The sequence below is a fragment of the Solwaraspora sp. WMMA2065 genome (assembly GCF_030345075.1).
Classification (GTDB): Bacteria; Actinomycetota; Actinomycetes; order Mycobacteriales; family Micromonosporaceae; genus Micromonospora_E.
On sequence record NZ_CP128361.1, the window covers coordinates 18,804 to 35,931 of the forward strand.

Here is a 17,128-nt window from a genome sequence, read left to right on the forward strand (position 1 = left end):
GTGTGAGATAGACATGACGCAGGCGGACCAGAGGATCGTCGACGCTCTCCGCGCGTCGCTGAAGGAGAACGAGCGACTCCGCGAGCACAGCCGCCAGCTCACCGAGGCAGCACACGAGCCGATCGCCATCATCGGCATGGCGTGCCGGTTCCCCGGTGGGGTGACCAGTCCGGAAGGGCTGTGGCGGCTGCTGGTCGACGAGGTCGATCCGATGGGTGGGTTCCCCACCGACCGGGGCTGGGACCTGGACCGGCTCTACGACCCCGACGGCACCCGGCCCAACACGACCTACGTACGGCAGGCCGGGTTCCTCTACGACGCGGGCGACTTCGACGCCGACTGGTTCGGCATCGCCCCCCGCGACGCCCTGCTGATCGACCCCCAGCAGCGGTTGCTGCTGGAAAGCACCTGGGAGGCGTTCGAACGCGCCGGTATCGCCCCGGCGTCGGTACGCGGCAGCCAGACCGGCGTCTTCGCCGGGGTCATGTACCACAACTATCCCGGCAGTTACGGGTCGTCGGGGGTGGTGTCCGGGCGGGTCTCGTACCACTTCGGTTTCGAAGGACCGGCGATCACGCTCGACACCGCCTGCTCGTCGTCCCTGGTGGCGCTCGACCTCGCTGTACAGTCGCTGCGTCGGGGGGAGTGCTCCCTCGCTGTCGCCGGCGGGTCGTCGGTGATGGCCTCCCCGCAGACCTTCGTCGAGTTCAACCTCGAGGACACCCAGTCGCGTGACGGCCGGTGCCGTTCCTTCTCCGACGACGCCGACGGGCCGGCCTGGGCCGAGGGCGTCGGGGTGCTGCTCGTCGAGCGGCTGTCCGATGCGCGCCGCAACGGCCACCGCGTTCTCGCCGTGGTACGCGGCTCCGCGGCCAACTCCGACGGCGCGTCGAACGGGCTGACCGCGCCGAACGGTCCGGCTCAGCAGCGGCTGATCCGGCAGGCGTTGGCCAACGCCCGCATGTCCGCCGACCAGGTCGACGCGGTCGACGGCCACGGTACGGCCACCGAACTGGGCGACCCGATCGAGGTGCAGGCGCTGCTGGCGACGTACGGGCAGGGTCGGGACGCGGATCGTCCGTTGTGGTTGGGGTCGTTGAAGTCGAACATCGGTCACGCGCAGGCGGCGGCGGGTGTGGGTGGTGTGATCAAGATGGTGATGGCGTTGCGGGCGGGGTTGCTGCCCCGGTCGTTGCACGTGTCGGAGCCCTCGTCGCATGTGGACTGGTCGGCGGGTGGGGTGCGGCTGTTGACCATGGCGCGGCCGTGGCCGGGTACCGACGGACCGCGTCGGGCCGGGGTGTCGTCGTTCGGGTTGAGCGGGACGAACGCGCACGTGATCCTGGAGGAGGCGCCGGCGGATCTGGCGGCCGGCCCGGTGCCGGCCGACGGCTCGGTCGAGGATCCACCGGCTGTGCCGTTCCAGCGCAAGCGCTACTGGCTGACCGCCTCCCCGCTGACCGGTGACCCGGTCTCGATGGGGCTCGCCCCCGCCAACCACCCGCTGCTCGGCGCCGCCGTCATGCTCGCGGCCAACGACGGCATGGTGCTCACCGGGCGGCTGTCGGTGGCGAACCAGCCCTGGCTGGCCGACCACCGGGTGGGCGAGACCGTCCTGTTCCCCGGCGCGGGCTTCGTCGAACTCGCCACACACGCCGGGGAACGGGTCGGCTGCGGCCGGATCGCCGACCTCGTCCTGCAGGCCCCGCTGGTGCTGCCGGCCCGGGACGCGCAGCAGATCCAGATCACGCTCGGCGGGCCCGACGACTCCGGAGCCCGGTCGCTGGTCGTGCACAGCAGGACCGACGACGGTACGGACGACAGCCGTTGGACGCCGCACGCGACCGGCACCCTGGTGCCGCGTCGGCCGCCCACCGGTGCCGAGCTGACCTCCTGGCCGCCGGACGGCGCCGAGCCGGTCGACCTGGCCGGCGTCTACGACGAGTTCGCCGAACGTGGACTGGTCTACGGACCGACCTTCCAGGGGCTGCGGAACGCCTGGCGCCGCGACGACGACCTGTACGCCGAGATCAGCGTGCCGGATCAGGCACGGGGCAAGGTGAACCGGTTCGGGCTGCACCCGGCACTACTGGACGCGGCCCTGCAGGCGGTCGGCCGCAGCGGGTTGGCCGGGCAGGAGGCGGCCCTGCCGTTCCAGTGGCGCGACGTCGAGGTGTACGCCGCCGGCGCGGCCAGCGCCCGGATCCGGGTCAGCCGCTCGGCCGACGGCGGCGTGTCGATCCTGCTGGCCGACGGCACGGGTACGCCGGTCGCCTCGGTCGGTTCGCTGGTGCTGCGCCCGGTCGTGGCGGCGGAACTGGCCGCCGCCGACAGTGGGCCGTACCGCGACGCGCTGTTCACCGTCGACTGGACGCCGGTGGCGCTGCCGGCCGGTGCCCCGGTCACCGTCGCCGACCTGGCCGGCGTGACCGCCGGCGCCGAGGTCCCGGCGGTGGTGCTGCACCGTCACGCCGCCGTGTCCGGCGCCGGCGCCGGTACGCCCGAAGCGGTCCGCGCCGGCACCGTGGAGGCGTTCACCGCGCTGCGTACCTGGCTGGCCGAGCCCCGGTTCGCCGGCACCCGGCTGGTGGTGCTGACCCGGCGGGCCGTGGCGCTGCCCGGCGAGGACGTCACCGACCTGGCCGGCTCAGCCGTGTGGGGGCTGATCCGGTCCGCGCAGACCGAGCATCCGGGTCGGATCGTGCTGGTGGACACCGACGCCGAACAGGACGCGGTGACGCTGCTGCCGAAGGTGCTGGCGGCCGGGGAGTCCCAGGTCGTGGTCCGGGACGGGGCGGTACGGGTGGCCCGGCTGCGCAGAGCGGACGCGGCTGCGGCCGACGCGGTACCGGCCGACGTCGCCGCCGGCACGGTGCTGGTCACCGGGGCCACCGGTGGCCTCGGCCGGCTGATCGCCCGGCACCTGGTCACCACGCACGGCGTACGGGACCTGCTGCTGGTCAGCCGGCGCGGTGCGGCCGCCGAAGGCGCCGACGAACTCGTCGAGGAGCTGACCGGGCTGGGCGCCCAGGTCGAGCTGGTCGCCGGCGACGTCGCCGACCGGGACGCGGCAGCGGCGCTTGTCGCCGGACGCCGGCTCACTGCGGTCGTGCACGCCGCCGGGGTGCTGGACAACGGCACGATCGACACGCTGACGCCGCAGCGGATCGACGCCGTGCTGCGGCCGAAGGTCGACGCCGCGTGGCACCTGCACGAGCTGACCGCCGGGATGGACCTGGCCGCGTTCGTGCTGTTCTCCTCCGCCTCCGGCGTGCTCGGCGGGATGGGGCAGGGCAACTACGCCGCCGCGAACACCTTCCTGGACGGGCTGGCCGCCCATCGGCGGGCCAGCGGCCTGGCCGGGGTCTCCCTCGCCTGGGGCATGTGGGGCACCGGCACCGGGATGGCCGGTCACGTCACCGCCGCCGAACTGCCGCAGGTGGCCCGTACCGGGTTCGTCCCGATCAGCGGCGCGGAAGGGCTGGCGCTGTTCGACGCCACCTGGATGTCGCCGGAACCGTTCCTCGCCCCCATCCGGCTCGACCTCACGGTCCTTCGCCGGCAGGGGGACGCGCTGCCGGATCTGTTCCGGGCCCTCGTCCCAGCGCCGCGCCGCGCCGTCGCCGCCCCCGGCGACGCCACCGGCACGTTCAGTCAACGGTTGGCCGCGATGTCGGTCCAGGACCGGGGGAACACCCTGCGGGAGCTGGTTCGCGCGCAGGTGGCGCAGGCGCTCGGGCACAGTGCCCCGGAGAGCATCGAGCTGGACCGGGCGTTCCAGGACCTGGGATTCGACTCCCTCACCGCGGTCGAGCTGCGCAACGGGCTCAGTGTCGCCACCGGGGTCCAGCTGTCGGCGACCCTGGTGTTCGACAACCCGACCCCGATGGCGTTGGTCGACCACCTCGCCGAGGAACTCGTCGGTGACGCGGAGGAACCGTCCGTGGCAGAGCCCGACCAGGCCCCGGTGTCGGCGGACGAACCGATCGCCATCGTCGGCATGAGCTGCCGACTGCCCGGCGCGGTCAGCTCGCCCGAGGACCTGTGGCGGCTGCTGACCGCCGGCGACGACGGGATCTCGTCGTTCCCCACCGATCGGGGCTGGGACATCGAAGGATGGTTCAGCCACGACTCCGGCGCGGGTTCCCGCCAGGGCGGGTTCGTCGCCGACGCCACCCACTTCGACGCCGGCTTCTTCGGCATCAGTGACGACGAGGCGACCGTCATGGACCCGCAGCAGCGGCTGCTGCTGGAGGCTTCGTGGGAGGCGATCGAGCGGGCCGGCATCGATCCGCGTTCGCTGCGCGGCAGCACCACCGGTGTGTTCGCCGGAGTGATGCAGCCCGACTACGACCCCGGCATGTTCGGATCGGTGGAACACGCCGCCGCGTTCCGTGGGGTCGGCCTGTCGCAGAGCATCGTCTCCGGCCGGGTGGCCTACCTGCTGGGCCTGGAGGGCCCGGCGGTGTCGGTGGACACCGCCTGCTCGTCCTCCCTGGTCGCGCTGCACTGGGCTATCCAGGCGCTGCGCCAGGGTGACTGTTCGCTGGCGCTCGCCGGCGGGGTGACGGTGATCTCGACCCCGGCCACCTTCGTCGACTTCGACCAGCAGGGCGGGCTGGCCACCGACGGGCGCTGCAAGTCGTTCTCGGCGGCGGCCGACGGGATCGGCTGGGCCGAGGGCGTCGGTGTGCTCGTGGTGGAGCGGCTCTCCGACGCCCGACGCAACGGCCACCAGGTGCTGGCCGTGGTACGGGGCTCCGCCGTCAACTCCGACGGTGCCTCCAACGGGATGACCGCGCCCAACGGGCCGGCCCAGGAGAAGGTGATCCGGCGGGCGCTGGCGACCGCCGGGCTACGCGCGGACGAGGTCGACGCGGTCGAGGGCTTCGGCGCCGGCACCCGGCTCGGCGATCCGATCGAGGTGCGGGCCCTGCAGGGCACGTACGGGCAGGACCGCGACCGGCCGCTGTGGCTGGGATCGGTCAAGTCGAACATCGGCCACACCCAGTCGGCCTCCGGCGTCGCCGGGGTCGTCAAGATGGTGCTCGCCCTGCGGCACGGCGTGCTGCCGCGGACGCTGCACGCCGACGACCGGTCCCCACACGTGAACTGGGCCGACAGCCAGGTGCGGCTGCTCACCGAGTCGGTGCCCTGGCCGGCGGGCGAGCGTCCGCGCCGGGCCGCGGTGTCGTCCTTCGGGCGCAGCGGCACCAACGCGCACCTGATCCTGGAGGAGGCGGACCCCGCCGTGGCCGGGGCGCAGGCGCACGGTCAGCCGCCCCAACAGGCGCAGCGGCCGGCCGGGCCGATGCTGCCGCTGCTGGTGTCGGCGCGAACCCGGGAGGCGTTGCCGGACCAGGCTGCCGCGCTGGTCGCAGCGCTGCGTGCCGACCCCGACCTCGACCCGGTCGACGTCGGGTACTCCTACGGCGTGGATCGGTAGCGCCACCTGCACCGGTCCGTAGAGGAAGAAGAAGCCGAAGGTCAGGGCGGCCAGGCCCAACAGGGTGCGGTCGCGCCAGATCGCGGTGAAGCCGGCCAGGCTGGACGCCTGCCGCTGCTCGATCGGGGCTCGGGCGGTCCTCGGCACGGCGAGCAGGTAGGTGATCGCGAGGACCGCGAAGGTCGCGGCGGTGACGGCGATGACGAGGACCGGACCGCCGACACCGATGAGGATCGCCGCCAATGCCGGACCGACCAGCATCGACGCCTCGGCGAACAGGCCAATGAGCGCATTGCCTGCCAGCCGGTGTTCCTGTGGCAGCAGTTCGGCAATGAGGGTGAACCGGCCCGCCGATCCCCAGGACCGCAACAGCGAGGAAAGCCCCAACAGCACGGTGTACAGCGCGATGTCGAGTGCTCCGGCGAGGTACACCACCGGGATCATCGCCAGTACCACCGCCCGCAGGACAGCGTCCCACGCCGCCAGTTGGGCACCACTGCGACCGTTCAGCAGTCGGCCGAACAACACGCTGCCGAGCGCACCCGGCAGTGTGTATGCGGCGACCGCCACCGCCACCCAGACACCGGCGCTGCGCTCAGGCGCCAACTGGATCGCGAGCCAACTGACCGCGAGCAGGCTCATGCCCTCGCCCACATACGACAAACCGAACCCGGGAAGCAGCCGGCGCAGGATCCGATGCCTGACCACCGGCCAGTAGGGCGACGACCGGACGAACGACGGCAGGGCTTCCCGAACGGCCATCCCGATAGCATTCCAACCGTCGGTCACACCGCCAGTAGGTTCGCGCCCAGCGGAAAACAGACGCGAGTCGCGTCGCCGGACATATCAATGCCGAAATCCGGTCGCAACGGACGTGTCAACTCGCCGCCGGCCTCGACGACCTTGCGGGTCAAGACGTTGGGTGCTGCCCGTCGAGTAGCTTGCGGCGCCATGCGGCGAACTGATCGCGGAGGTCGTCCAGCGCCTGGTCGGTGACGCCGTACGGAGCGAATTCGTCGGGATCGAGCCGACTGGCTTGTCCCAGCGCGTCGGCGAAGATGCGTCGGTCGAAGCCGCGGTCGGCGTGCTGTGCGAGATCGAGGAGGGCTTCCTGGGTGTAGCGGCCGGATCGGAGCGTGGCGTCGATGTCGATGAAGTCGCGGGCGTATGCTCGCCCGTAGAGAGCGCTCATCTTGTTCGTGACCGCGTCGTCAGGGTGGAGCACCGGTCCAATCGCCATGAGGATGGGTTCGTTGGCGCGCCAGTCCACACCCAGCTCCACCTTCGAGACACGGGTGCTGTCGGAGACCGTCAGCCGGGCGAACGTGTCGTACGTCGCTCAATGTCGACGGTCAGTCCGTCGTCGCGGTAGCCATCCACGACGGCCGTGACTGCGGTGCTGAATTCGTCGCGGCGGTCCCAGGCCGTGAACAGGTCGACGTCCTCACTGGGGCGTTCGAGCAGGCCGGCGGCTTGGACGGCGTAGCCGCCGGCGAGTGCGAAACCGTACCGGCGGGCGGCGGCAAGCCCGGTGCGGGCGAGTCGTTCGTGGAAGGCGTCCACTGCTATGCGGCGTTCGTGTCGATGGCGACAAGTTCGGGGAAGGTCTCCTCCCAGAGTCGCCGCAGTTGGGGCGGCAGCCATAGCGTGGGCCACAGCCGCCGGAGCAGGTCGGCGTTGATCCAGGTGTTCAGGTCGTCGACCGTGGCGGCCTCGGCGAGCACTACCTTGTACATACTGGCGAGGCGAGCGGGCCGGCTCAGGTCGTACTCCGCGTTGCCGGACCAGTCCATATGCCGGGGAAGGGTGACCACGCCTGCGGTCGGGCCGGTCAGCGCGGTGAGGTTGTCGGCCACGATGTAGGGCTTGCGGTCCCCGTAGGGGCGGTAGTCCGCTGGCGGCTGCGGTGCGGTCTTGCGTCGGCTGCGGTTGGCCGCCTGCCGGACCTCCGGTCGCAGGGCCTGGCGGATCGTCTCCCGGCTGTATCCGGTTACCCGCTGCAGGTCCACCGGCCGCCAGCCGGCCGCGTGGAACGCCCGCAACTGCTCGTCTCGTGAGGTCAGAGCGGCCGACCTGGTCGCCTCGTAGGTCGCGACCAACGCACGCAGATCGTCCTCGGAGTGCTGACCCACGCAGAGAAGCCTATCAGGCTGGGCCAAGCGTGCTGGACATTCTGCTCTGCTGACGGTGGCCCGCGCACCGATCGACGGCGCGCTGACTCATACTCATCGGCATGTCGCTGACCGGCGGGCGGGTGCACCGCGTCTACAGCGTCGTCGTGTTCATCGTGCTCGCCTCGCTGGACAACGTGGCGATCGGCCTGGTCCCGCCGCTGTACGGCAGCATCGCCGACACGTACGCCGTACCGGAGGGGGCGATCGGCGCGGTCACCGCCGCGACGTTCCTGGTCAGCGCGATCGCCGCGGTCGGCTGGGCGTACGTCGGCGACCACGGCGACCGTAAACCGCTGCTGATGGCCGGTACGGTGATCTGGGGGCTCGGCGCGGCCGGTACCGCCCTCGCCGGCAGCTACCCGGTGTTCTTCGCCGCGCAGCTCGTCGCCGCCGTCGGCCTCGGCGCGGTCGCCTCGGTCGGCTTCTCCGTGGTCAGCGACCTGATCACCCCCGGCCGGCGGGGCCTGGTGATGAGTTTCTGGGGGCTGTCGCAGGGCGTCGGCACGCTGGCCGGCACCCTGCTCGGCGGGCTGCTCGGGCACGCCGACTGGCGGCGGCCGTTCCTGGTGCTCGCCGCCGCCGGGCTGGTCGCCACGGTCGCGTACCTGTTCACCGTCGACGTGCGGCGCGGGCAGAGCCAGCCGGAGCTGGCCGGCCGGTTCGCCGCCGGTGGTGAGTACGAGCACCGGATCAGCCGGGCCGACCTGCCGACGATCGCCCGGCGGCGGACCAACGTCTGGCTGGTGGCGCAAGGGCTCACCGCCCAGGTGGCGTTCGGCTCGCTGGTCTGGCTGCCGGCGCTGTTCCGGGCCCGCGCCGAGGAGCAGGGCTACACCGCCGGTACGGCGATCATCGTCGGCAGCGTCTTCGCCACGTTGTTCCAACTCGGCGGCGCGCTGTCGATCGTCGGTGGGCTGGTCGGCGACCGGCTGCAACGGCGTACCCCCCGGGGTCGGGCCCTGGTCGCGGCGGTCGGCATCCTCGCCGCGGTGCCGTTCTACCTGGTGTTGTTCTTCGTCCCGATGCGCATCGACGTGCCGGACGGCGCGGGTGCCGGTGCGGTGACCGCCGCCGTGCTGGGCGGGGTGTTCACCGAGCCGACGATCGGGCTGAGCTTCCTCACCGCGCTGCTCGCCCTGGCGTTGACGTCGGCGAACTCGCCGAACTGGTTCGCGTTGATCGCCGACGTCAACCCGCCGGAGCACCGGGGCACCGTCTACAGCCTCGGCAACCTGGTCAACGGGGTGGGGCGGGCGACCGGCAACGCGTTGCTGCCGGTCGCCCTGCGGGCCGTCGGCGGTGTCGTCCCGCCGCCGTTGAACTACGCCGTCGGCCTGGCCGTGTTCCAGCTGTTCTTCATCCCGACCGGGATCATGTACTGGCTGGCGTCCCGGTCGGCGCCGGGCGACATCGCCGACGTGCACACCCTGCTCAGCGAACGCGCTGCCGGGCCCAGACGGTGACGTCGGTCGGCACCCGGCCGCTGCCGGTCAGCGGACCGCTGGCGATCAGCGGCTCGGTGCCCGGCGGCAGCGACACCGGCTCGACACCGAAGTTCGTCACCACGGTCACCTCGTCGACGCAGCAGGCGAGCACGTCCTCCGGCGACTCCAGCCACCGCAGCCGGCCGGCGCCGAGCCCCAGCTCGCGGCGCAGCCGCAGCGCCGTCCGGTACAGCTCGTAGGTCGACCCCGGCACGTCGTGCTGCCGGTCGAGGGCGTACTCGGCCCACACCGGTGGCTGCGGCAGCCAGCTGGCGTCGGTCGGCCCGAACCCGTACGACGGGCTGTCGGCCTCCCACGGGATCGGCACCCGGCAGCCGTCCCGACCCCGCTCGGTGTGGTCGGTGCGCCGCCAGGTCGGGTCCTGCCGGACCTCGTCCGGCAGCGTGGTGTGCTCCGGCAGACCCAGCTCCTCACCCTGGTAGAGGTAGGCCGAGCCGGGCAGCGCCAGCATCATCAGGGTGGCGGCGCGGGCCCGGCGCAGCCCCAGCGCGGTGTCCGGCTGCGGGTCGTTCGCGCCGATGCCGCGCGGCCGGGCCGCGCCGATCGGCAGCGCCAGCCGGGTGGCGTGGCGCAGCACGTCATGGTTGGACAACACCCAGGTGGTGGGCGCGCCGACGGCCTCGGTGGCGGCCAACGACCGTTCGATCACCGTACGCTGCGCCTCGGAGGTCCACGCCGCCTCCAGGTACTCGAAGTTGAACGCCTGGTGCATCTCGTCCGGCCGGACGTACGCGGCGAGCCGCTCCGCCGGCTGCACCCACGCCTCGGCGACCAGGATCTGCTGACCGGGGTGCGCGTCCAGCACCGACCGCCACTGCCGGTAGATCTCGTGTACGCCGTCCTGGTCCCACATCGGCGGCCGGGGCTGGTCGACGTGATTGCCGGAGGTGGTTTCCTCCGGGTAGTGCCAGTCGGCCAGGTCGGCCTGTTTGACCAGGCCGTGCGCCACGTCGACCCGGAAGCCGTCGACGCCCCGGTCCAGCCAGAACCGCAGGATGGCCACGAACTCGTCGCGGACCTGCGTCGAGTCCCAGTTGAGGTCGGGCTGGCCGGCGTCGAACAGGTGCAGATACCACTGGCCCGGCGTACCGTCCGGGTTGTCGGTCCTGGTCCAGGCCGGGCCGCCGAAGACGGACCGCCAGCTGTTCGGCGGCTGGTCCCCATGTGGGCCGCGGCCGTCGCGGAAGATGTACCGGTCCCGGGCCGGGCTGCCCGGCTCGGCGCCGAGCGCCTCGACGAACCAGGGGTGCGCCGACGACGTGTGATTCGGCACCAGGTCGACGATCACCCGCAGCCCCCGGTCGTGGGCCTCGGCGATCAGGCGGTCGGCGTCGGCCAGCCGGCCGAAGATCGGGTCGACGTCGCGGTAGTCGGCCACGTCGTAGCCGGCGTCGGCCTGCGGCGACGGGTAGAACGGTGACAGCCAGATCGCGTCGACGCCGAGGGCGACGAGGTCGTCCAGTCGGGCGACGACGCCGGGCAGGTCACCGATGCCGTCGCCGTCGGAGTCGGCGAACGACCGCGGGTAGATCTGGTAGATGACCGCCTCCCGCCACCATTCGGTGCCGGCACCGTCACGGGTACGGGTCGATGGCGTGTTCACCAGTGTGCTCCTCAGCTCAGCTCGGTTGGCGGGCTTCCCCGCTGCCAGGAACGCTCCTGTCAGCGGGTCGACCGGTGCCTCGTACGTGGGTCTACCAGGTCCGCCGGTGTGGTCACCCGGTTTCCCGGGGTGGCGGTCACCCCGTTTCCCTGGGTGGCGCGGTCGACTCGCGGACCACCAGCCGGGTGGGCAGGATCACCGCGTCGGTCGGCGCGGCGGCGGTGCCGGCAAGTGGGCCGGCTGCGAGCGGGCCGGGCAGCGTTCCGGCGGCCAGTGGGCCGAGCAGCGTGCCGGCGGCCAGTCGGCCCTGCTCGGCGGCGGGTTGGGCGACGGTGGTCAGCCCGACCACCCGGGCCACGTCGTGGTCGTCGATGCCGATCACGCTGACGTCGGCCGGCACCCGCAGTCCGGCCTGCCGCAGTACGGCGATGGCGCCGAGCGCCATCTCGTCGCAGGCGGCGAAGATCGCGGTCGGCACCGGGCCGCGGCGCAGCAGTTCGGTAGTGGCCAGCCCGCCGCCGGCGATGGTGAAGTCGCCCTCCACGTCCAGCGCCGGGTCCGGGGTGAGGCCGGCCGCGACCAGCGCCTCCCGGTAGCCGCGGCGACGGTCCAGGTGGGCGGTGAAGGCCAGTTCTTCGCCGGAGTTGCCGGAGATGTGGGCGATCCGCCGGTGCCCGAGCCCGATCAGGTGGCCGGTGGCGGTCCGGGCGGCGGCCACGTCGTCGATCCGGATGCTGGGCCAGCCGGGTACGCCGGTGCCGGAGCTGACCGTCACCCCCGGCATGCCCAACGCGGAGATGGCGGCGAAGTCGGACCGGTGCAGCGGGGTGGCGACCAGCATCAACGCGTCCACCCGGTGGCGCAGGCTGGCGGTGTGCAGCATCATCCGCTGCCGGGCGTTCTCCCGCCCGCCGAGGTTGTACAGCAGCAGGTCGTAGCCGGCTTCCTGCAGCGTGTTCTCGGCGGCTTCGACGACGGTGCTGAAGAACCAGCGGGTGATCCGGGGCACCACGACGGCGACGGCGCGGGTCTTGCCGCCGGCCAGCCGCGATGCGCTGGGCGAGGCGATGTACCCGAGTTGCGCGGCGGCGTCGAGGACCCGCAGCCGGGTCGCCTCGGTGACCGTCGGCAGGCCCCGCAGGGCCCGCGAGACGGTCGCGGTGGAGACCCCGGCCAGCCGGGCGACGTCGTCGATTCTGGTCATGGATCATCACCTCGCCATCCGCGCGGTCGCGGGCGGCGTCAGCCCTTGGTCAGCCCTTGACGCTGCCGGCCAGCAGCCCTCGGACGAAATACCGCTGCAGGGAGAGGAAGACGATCAACGGCACGATGATCGAGACGAAGGCACCGGACGTCAGGCGTTGCCACTGGTCACCTCGGGTGCCGGCGAGTTCGGCCAGCCGTACCGTCAGTGGCGCCACCCGACTCTCACCACCCGCGAAGATCAACGCGACGAGCAGGTCGTTCCAGACCCAGAGGAACTGGAAGATGCCGAACGCGGCCAGCGCCGGGGCGATCAGCGGCAGCACGATGGTCCGGAATATCTTCGGGTGGCTGGCCCCGTCGACCCGGGCCGCCTCCATCAGGTCCTTGGGCAGCTGCGACACGAAGTTGTGCAGCAGGAACACCCCCAGCGGCAGGGCGAAGCAGGTGTGCGCGAACCAGACCTGGACATAGCGTTCGTAGCTGTCCAGCCCCCAGGGTGGGGTGATGGTGACGCCGCCGATGGTGGTGCCCTGCGAGAAGAACCGCAGCAACGGCACCAGCGCCATCTGCAGCGGCACGATCTGAAGCGCGAAGATGCAGATGTAGATCAGGTCCCGGCCGCGGAAGTTGATCCAGGCCAGCGCATACGCGGCCAGTGCCGCGAAGGCCAGCGGGAACAGCACCGACGGGATGGTGATCACCAGTGAGTTGATGAAGTAGCTGGACAACTGCCCGGACGACGAGGACCGGCCGAACAGTACGTCCTGGTAGTTCTGCAGGGTGACCTGCGGGTTGGTGAAGAAGGTCCACCAACCGGTGGTCCGGATCTCCTCAGCCGGTCGGAACGAGGAGACGAACAGACCGAAGGTCGGAATGGTCCAGATCACCGCGATGACGATCGCGACGATCGTCGCCGTCGGGGTGTTGAGCCGCTTGCGGACCCGGCCGACCCGGGTACGGGGCCGTTCCTCCCCGCTGCTGGCCGGAGCGGCCACGGGGGGCGTGGTGGTGGTCACGGGTGTCACACCTCCCGCTGCTTGCGCAGGTTACGGATCTGGTAGATGACGATCGGGATGACCAGCACGAACAGGAACACCGCCAGGGCCGAGCCGTAGCCGTTCTGGCCGTAACGGAACGCCTGGTTGTACATCTCGTTGGCGATCACACCGGTGTCGTAGTTGCCGTTGGTCATCGTCCGGACGATGTCGAAGACCTTCAGGGTGGCGATCGAGATGGTCACCACCACGACGATCAGCGCCGGGCGGATGCTCGGCATGGTGACCCGCCAGAACATCTGCCAGGCGTTCACCCCGTCTAGGCGGGCGGCTTCGATGATGTCGGCCGGGATCGCCTTGATCGCGGCGGAGAGCACCACCATCGCGAACCCGGCCTGGATCCAGATCATCACCACGATCAGCAGCAGCGTGTTCAGCGGGGCGTTGAGCTGCAGCCAGCGCTGCGGCTCGAAGCCGAACAGGGTGACCAGGTAGTTGAGCAGGCCGTACTGCTCCTGTTCGCCGCCCCGGTACGCGTAGACGAACCGCCAGATGATGCTGGCGCCGACGAAGGAGATCGCCATCGGCATGAAGACCAGCGACTTGGCCAGCGCCTCGAACCGGGCCTTGTCCACCATGATCGCGTAGAGCAGGCCGATCGCGGTCGCCACCGTCGGCACCAGGATCACCCAGATCAGGGTGTTGGTCAGCACCTGGATGATCTCGTCCTGGGAGAACATCCAGCGGTAGTTCTCCAGGCCGACCCAGTTCTCGCTGCGTCCGTCCATGAACGACAGGACGGTGGTGCGCAGGGCCGGAATGACCAGCCCGATGCCGAGTAGCAGCAGGGCCGGCAGCAGAAAGAACAGGCCGAACAGGCCTTCGCCGCCGCGCCGGGGTCGGCCGATCGGCATCGATCCGCCACCACCGCCGGCGCTGGCCGCGATCAGCCGCTGCTCCCGTCGGCGGGCGAACCAGCTCGGCACCGCGTCGAGCAACAGCAGCATGCCGCCGACGATCACCACAAACGCGATCAGGCCGTACAGCAGCATCAACAGCTTCGGGTACTGCTCAGCGAAGTCGAAGTACATCCGCCCTCCCAACGGATCGTCGACCGGAGCCAGCTATGGCGCGGCCGGCCCACCCCCGGTGTGCTCGTGGGTGGGCCGGCCGCGTGGTGTCAGCTGGTCGGCCAGGAGCCTTCGATGTAGTCGAGGGTCTCGGCGGTGCTCTGGCCGCTGAGCCAGTCCACCATGCCGCGCCAGAAGGTGCCCGCGCCGACCGCGGCCGGCATCAGGTCCGAACCGTCGAAGCGGAACGTGGTGTTCTCGTCCTGCAGGATCTCCACGGAGAGCCGGTCGATCGGGTTCTCCACGTTGGCGATGTCCAGCCCGCTGTTGGCCGACACCCAGTTGCCGAGCGAGGCCCGGCTGTTGGCGTACTCCGGCGAGGCCAGGTAGGTCTGCACCGCCTGGACCTCGGGCCGGTCGGCGAAGGCCACGGTGAACTCGCCACCGCCGAGGACCGGCTGGCCGGCGCTCGGGTCGTTGGTCGGGAAGTAGAACGCGAAGACTTCGCCGTCCTCGGCCACCTCGGTGCCCTCCGGCCACTGGTTGGCGTAGAAGCTGGCCTGCCGGTGCAGCGCGCAGTCACCGTCGAGGATCGGGGTGCCGGCATCCTGGAACGAGGTCGCGGTGATGCTGTCCACGCCACCGAAGCCGCCGTTGACGTACTCCTCGTTCTTGAGGATCGAGCCGGCCTGGTCGACGGCCTCGGCGACCCGCGGGTCGTTGAACGGGATGTCGTGGGTGGTCCACTGGTCGTAGACCTCCGGCGTCTGGGTCCGGAGCATGATGTCCTCGATCCAGTCGGTGGCCGGCCAGCCGGTGGCGTCACCGGACTCGACCCCGACGCACCACGGCTTGGTGCCGGTGGTGGCGACCTCGTCGCTGAGCGCGATCAGCTCGTCCCAGGTCTCCGGCACGGTCCAGCCGTTGTCGGCGAACATGCTGGGCGAGTACCAGACGAAGGACTTGACGTTGGAGCCGAGCGGGGCGCCGTAGAAGGTGCCGTCGACCGTGCCGTACGCCAGCCAGTCCTCGCTGTAGTTGGCCTCGGCCATCGCCTTGGTCTCGTCGGAGGCGGCCTGCAGCTGGCCGGCCTCGGCGAACCGCCCGAGCAGGCCGGGCTGCGGGATGAAGGCGATGTCCGGCGGGTTGCCGCCGTCCACCCGCACCTGCAGCTGGGCTTCGAACTCGCCACTGCCCTCGTAGCGGATGTCGATGCCGGTGCAGTCGACGAACTCGCTCCAGGACTGCTCGAGCAGGTCCGCCTCGGCGTCACGGATCGAGGCGTAGATCGTCACCTCGGTGCCGTCGTTGCCCTGGTAGTCACTGTATGGGGCGCATTCCTCGGAATCCGGGTCCGCGCTGGTGCCGCTGTCGGAAACACACGCCGTCGAGGCGAGGGCCAGCCCGAGCACGCTGGCGAGCGCGAAGGCCTGGCGTGGTCTGGTGAAGACCGCCATGGAGCGTTCTCCCTTCCTAGCCGGCGGGCCCCGCGTCCCTGCGGTCTGGCTGCGCCGGTCGGTTGCTGTCTGGGCGTCTTCATATGTAAGCGCTTGCAATGGAAGCGCGTCCAGTCCTGACCAGCTACGAGCCAGTAACGATTCGGAAACCTTGACCCGCTACTCAGCTGTTGAGCTGCCAGATGGACAGGTTCAGCGCGGCGGCGAAGGTGACCCAGCCCCAGTACGGGACCATCAGCAGGGCGGCTGGTCGCCACACCCGCCAGAACAGCACCACGGTGCCACCGACGAGCAGCCAGAGGAGCACGATCTCAGCGAACGCCAGACCGTACCGGCCGGCGGCGAAGAACAGCGGTGTCCAGGCGGCGTTGAGCACCAGTTGGGCCAGCCAACTGGCGATCGCCAGGCCGACGCCGGCGCGCCGCCAGACGGTGAATCCGGCGACGGCGATCAGCACGTACAGGATGGTCCAAACCGGGCTGAACAGCCAGGACGGCGGTGCCCAGGACGGCTGGACCAGTTCGGCGTAACGGGAACCGGCGTCGCGGGCGGCGAACGCCCCGACCGCTGCGGCCGCCGCCACCAGGCCGAGGAACACCGGGAAACCCCACCACGAGCGCATCGCGACTCCAGGAACAGATCAGGCCGGGGCCGCCGGCGCCGGTCCACGGTGGGGAGGACCGGGCCGGTTCCGGCGGCCCCGGCAGGCTCGGGGTCGATGTGGTCAGGTCGATGTCGGTCGAAGGAGCCGGGGGTTCGCCCGGCACCGTCAAGCGAACAGGCTCACGCCGCCGGGACCGACGAGCAGCCCGACGACGATCAGTACGATGCCCCAGAGCAGTTGCCGACGGAACAGCGCGAGAACGCCGGCGACGACCAGGACGACTGCGAGAATCCAGAGAAGTAGCTCCATGGCCGCTGAATACCCTTGCGACCGGCGACGGAAACCTTCACCGGTCTGGTCAAGGGACCGACCCGGCGAGCGAATACACGCTGTACGCCTGTTTGATCACCGGATGGGCGACGTTACGGACCTGTACCCCTCCGGGTGTAGTGCCCCGCTCCGTGCCGAAATGGGCGTGACCGTGCACCGCCAGGTCGGTCGGTGCCGCGTCAATCGCCTCGGCCAGCAGGTAGGAGCCGAGGAACGGGTAGATCTCGGGCGGCTCGCCGGTGAGCGTCTCCGGCACCGGCGAATAGTGGGTCAACGCCACCCGTACATCGCAGTCCAGGTCGACCAGCGCCGCCCCTAGCCGGTCGGCGGCGTCCGCCGTGGTGGCGACGAACGCCTTCATCTCCGGCTCACCGAACCGGCTGGCGCACCGCCCGGCGAACCCGCCGCCGAACCCCTTGACCCCGGCCACCCCGAGCCGGCCGCCGGGGCAGTCCACCACCACGCCGTCGCCGTCAAGCACCGTGACCCCCGCGTCGTTGAGTATCCCGACCAGCTGCGGCACCTGGTCACAGTGGTGGTCGTGATTGCCCAGCACCGCCACCACCGGGACCGGCAGATCCCCGAACTCGTCGGCCACGCACCGCGCCTGCGACTCCGTTCCGTGGCGGGTCAGGTCGCCGGCCAGCAGTAGGACGTCGGCCCGGTCGCCGAGCTGCGCCAACGCCGGCCGGAACCGGCCCAGCACGTCGCTGTCCATGTGCACGTCTCCGACAGCCG

General features: G+C 71.1%; 12 protein-coding genes and 2 pseudogenes. 2 read left to right on the forward strand and 12 right to left on the reverse strand.

The window, feature by feature from the left end; all coding sequences use genetic code 11:
* Positions 1 to 13 precede the first annotated feature (13 nt).
* Positions 14 to 5,446: an SDR family NAD(P)-dependent oxidoreductase gene (locus tag O7610_RS00025; RefSeq protein WP_289212414.1), complete on the forward strand. Its 5,433-nt coding sequence runs from the start codon at positions 14 to 16 to the stop codon at positions 5,444 to 5,446.
* On the opposite strand, the pseudogene O7610_RS00030 reads toward O7610_RS00025, so the two are convergent.
* The 4 genes and pseudogenes from O7610_RS00030 to O7610_RS00050 all read right to left on the reverse strand — a co-directional run.
* Positions 5,435 to 6,154 (reverse strand): annotated as a pseudogene (locus O7610_RS00030) (MFS transporter); the annotation flags it as partial. The gene O7610_RS00025 and the pseudogene O7610_RS00030 overlap by 12 nt on opposite strands.
* 77 nt (positions 6,155 to 6,231) lie before the next feature.
* Positions 6,232 to 6,360: a hypothetical protein gene (locus tag O7610_RS00035; RefSeq protein WP_289212402.1), complete on the reverse strand. Its 129-nt coding sequence runs from the start codon at positions 6,358 to 6,360 to the stop codon at positions 6,232 to 6,234.
* Positions 6,357 to 7,009: pseudogene (locus tag O7610_RS30515) on the reverse strand (nucleotidyl transferase AbiEii/AbiGii toxin family protein). Before O7610_RS30515 ends, O7610_RS00035 begins: the two are co-directional and overlap by 4 nt.
* A gap of 2 nt (positions 7,010 to 7,011) precedes the next feature.
* Complete coding sequence (locus O7610_RS00050) at positions 7,012 to 7,578, reverse strand: hypothetical protein (RefSeq protein ID WP_289212404.1); 567 nt, start codon at positions 7,576 to 7,578, stop codon at positions 7,012 to 7,014.
* Between the two features lie 101 nt (positions 7,579 to 7,679).
* Here O7610_RS00050 and O7610_RS00055 point away from each other — a divergent pair, with 101 nt between their 5' ends.
* A complete protein-coding gene (locus O7610_RS00055) occupies positions 7,680 to 9,083 on the forward strand; it encodes an MFS transporter (protein WP_289212405.1) in 1,404 nt (467 codons plus the stop codon).
* Here O7610_RS00055 and O7610_RS00060 read toward each other — a convergent pair.
* From O7610_RS00060 to O7610_RS00095, 8 genes are all read right to left on the reverse strand, one after another.
* Positions 9,052 to 10,728, reverse strand: a complete 1,677-nt coding sequence (locus O7610_RS00060) for a glycoside hydrolase family 13 protein (protein WP_289212406.1) — start codon at positions 10,726 to 10,728, stop codon at positions 9,052 to 9,054. The two genes, O7610_RS00055 and O7610_RS00060, sit on opposite strands and share 32 nt — an antisense overlap.
* A gap of 136 nt (positions 10,729 to 10,864) precedes the next feature.
* Positions 10,865 to 11,932: a LacI family DNA-binding transcriptional regulator gene (locus tag O7610_RS00065; RefSeq protein WP_289212407.1), complete on the reverse strand. Its 1,068-nt coding sequence runs from the start codon at positions 11,930 to 11,932 to the stop codon at positions 10,865 to 10,867.
* A gap of 49 nt (positions 11,933 to 11,981) precedes the next feature.
* Positions 11,982 to 12,950, reverse strand: coding sequence for a carbohydrate ABC transporter permease (locus O7610_RS00070; RefSeq protein WP_281553732.1), 969 nt, complete (start codon positions 12,948 to 12,950; stop codon positions 11,982 to 11,984).
* 5 nt (positions 12,951 to 12,955) lie between these two features.
* The gene (locus O7610_RS00075; protein ID WP_289212408.1) at positions 12,956 to 14,020 is read right to left on the reverse strand and encodes a carbohydrate ABC transporter permease; all 1,065 of its coding nucleotides are present in this window, start codon (positions 14,018 to 14,020) and stop codon (positions 12,956 to 12,958) included.
* Between the two features lie 89 nt (positions 14,021 to 14,109).
* A complete protein-coding gene (locus tag O7610_RS00080; RefSeq protein ID WP_289212409.1) occupies positions 14,110 to 15,456 on the reverse strand; it encodes an ABC transporter substrate-binding protein in 1,347 nt (448 codons plus the stop codon).
* Between the two features lie 163 nt (positions 15,457 to 15,619).
* Positions 15,620 to 16,078 carry a TspO/MBR family protein gene (locus O7610_RS00085; RefSeq protein ID WP_289212410.1) on the reverse strand — a complete coding sequence of 153 codons (459 nt, stop codon included), beginning with the start codon at positions 16,076 to 16,078 and terminating at the stop codon, positions 15,620 to 15,622.
* Positions 16,079 to 16,225: 147 nt separating this feature from the next.
* A complete protein-coding gene (locus tag O7610_RS00090) occupies positions 16,226 to 16,369 on the reverse strand; it encodes a GPGG-motif small membrane protein (protein ID WP_199757467.1) in 144 nt (47 codons plus the stop codon).
* Between the two features lie 49 nt (positions 16,370 to 16,418).
* Entirely contained in the window at positions 16,419 to 17,108 is a 690-nt protein-coding gene (locus tag O7610_RS00095) for a metallophosphoesterase family protein (RefSeq protein WP_281555481.1), read from the reverse strand.
* Positions 17,109 to 17,128: the final 20 nt, after the last annotated feature.

Coding starts and splice junctions, on each gene's coding strand:
- O7610_RS00075 (WP_289212408.1), bottom strand. CDS start 14,020: ATGTACTTCGACTTCGCTGAGCAGTACCCGAAGCTGTTGATGCTGCTG.
- O7610_RS00095 (WP_281555481.1), bottom strand. CDS start 17,108: ATGGACAGCGACGTGCTGGGCCGGTTCCGGCCGGCGTTGGCGCAGCTC.
- O7610_RS00055 (WP_289212405.1), top strand. CDS start 7,680: ATGTCGCTGACCGGCGGGCGGGTGCACCGCGTCTACAGCGTCGTCGTG.
- O7610_RS00090 (WP_199757467.1), bottom strand. CDS start 16,369: ATGGAGCTACTTCTCTGGATTCTCGCAGTCGTCCTGGTCGTCGCCGGC.
- O7610_RS00025 (WP_289212414.1), top strand. CDS start 14: ATGACGCAGGCGGACCAGAGGATCGTCGACGCTCTCCGCGCGTCGCTG.
- O7610_RS00085 (WP_289212410.1), bottom strand. CDS start 16,078: ATGCGCTCGTGGTGGGGTTTCCCGGTGTTCCTCGGCCTGGTGGCGGCG.
- O7610_RS00065 (WP_289212407.1), bottom strand. CDS start 11,932: ATGACCAGAATCGACGACGTCGCCCGGCTGGCCGGGGTCTCCACCGCG.
- O7610_RS00080 (WP_289212409.1), bottom strand. CDS start 15,456: ATGGCGGTCTTCACCAGACCACGCCAGGCCTTCGCGCTCGCCAGCGTG.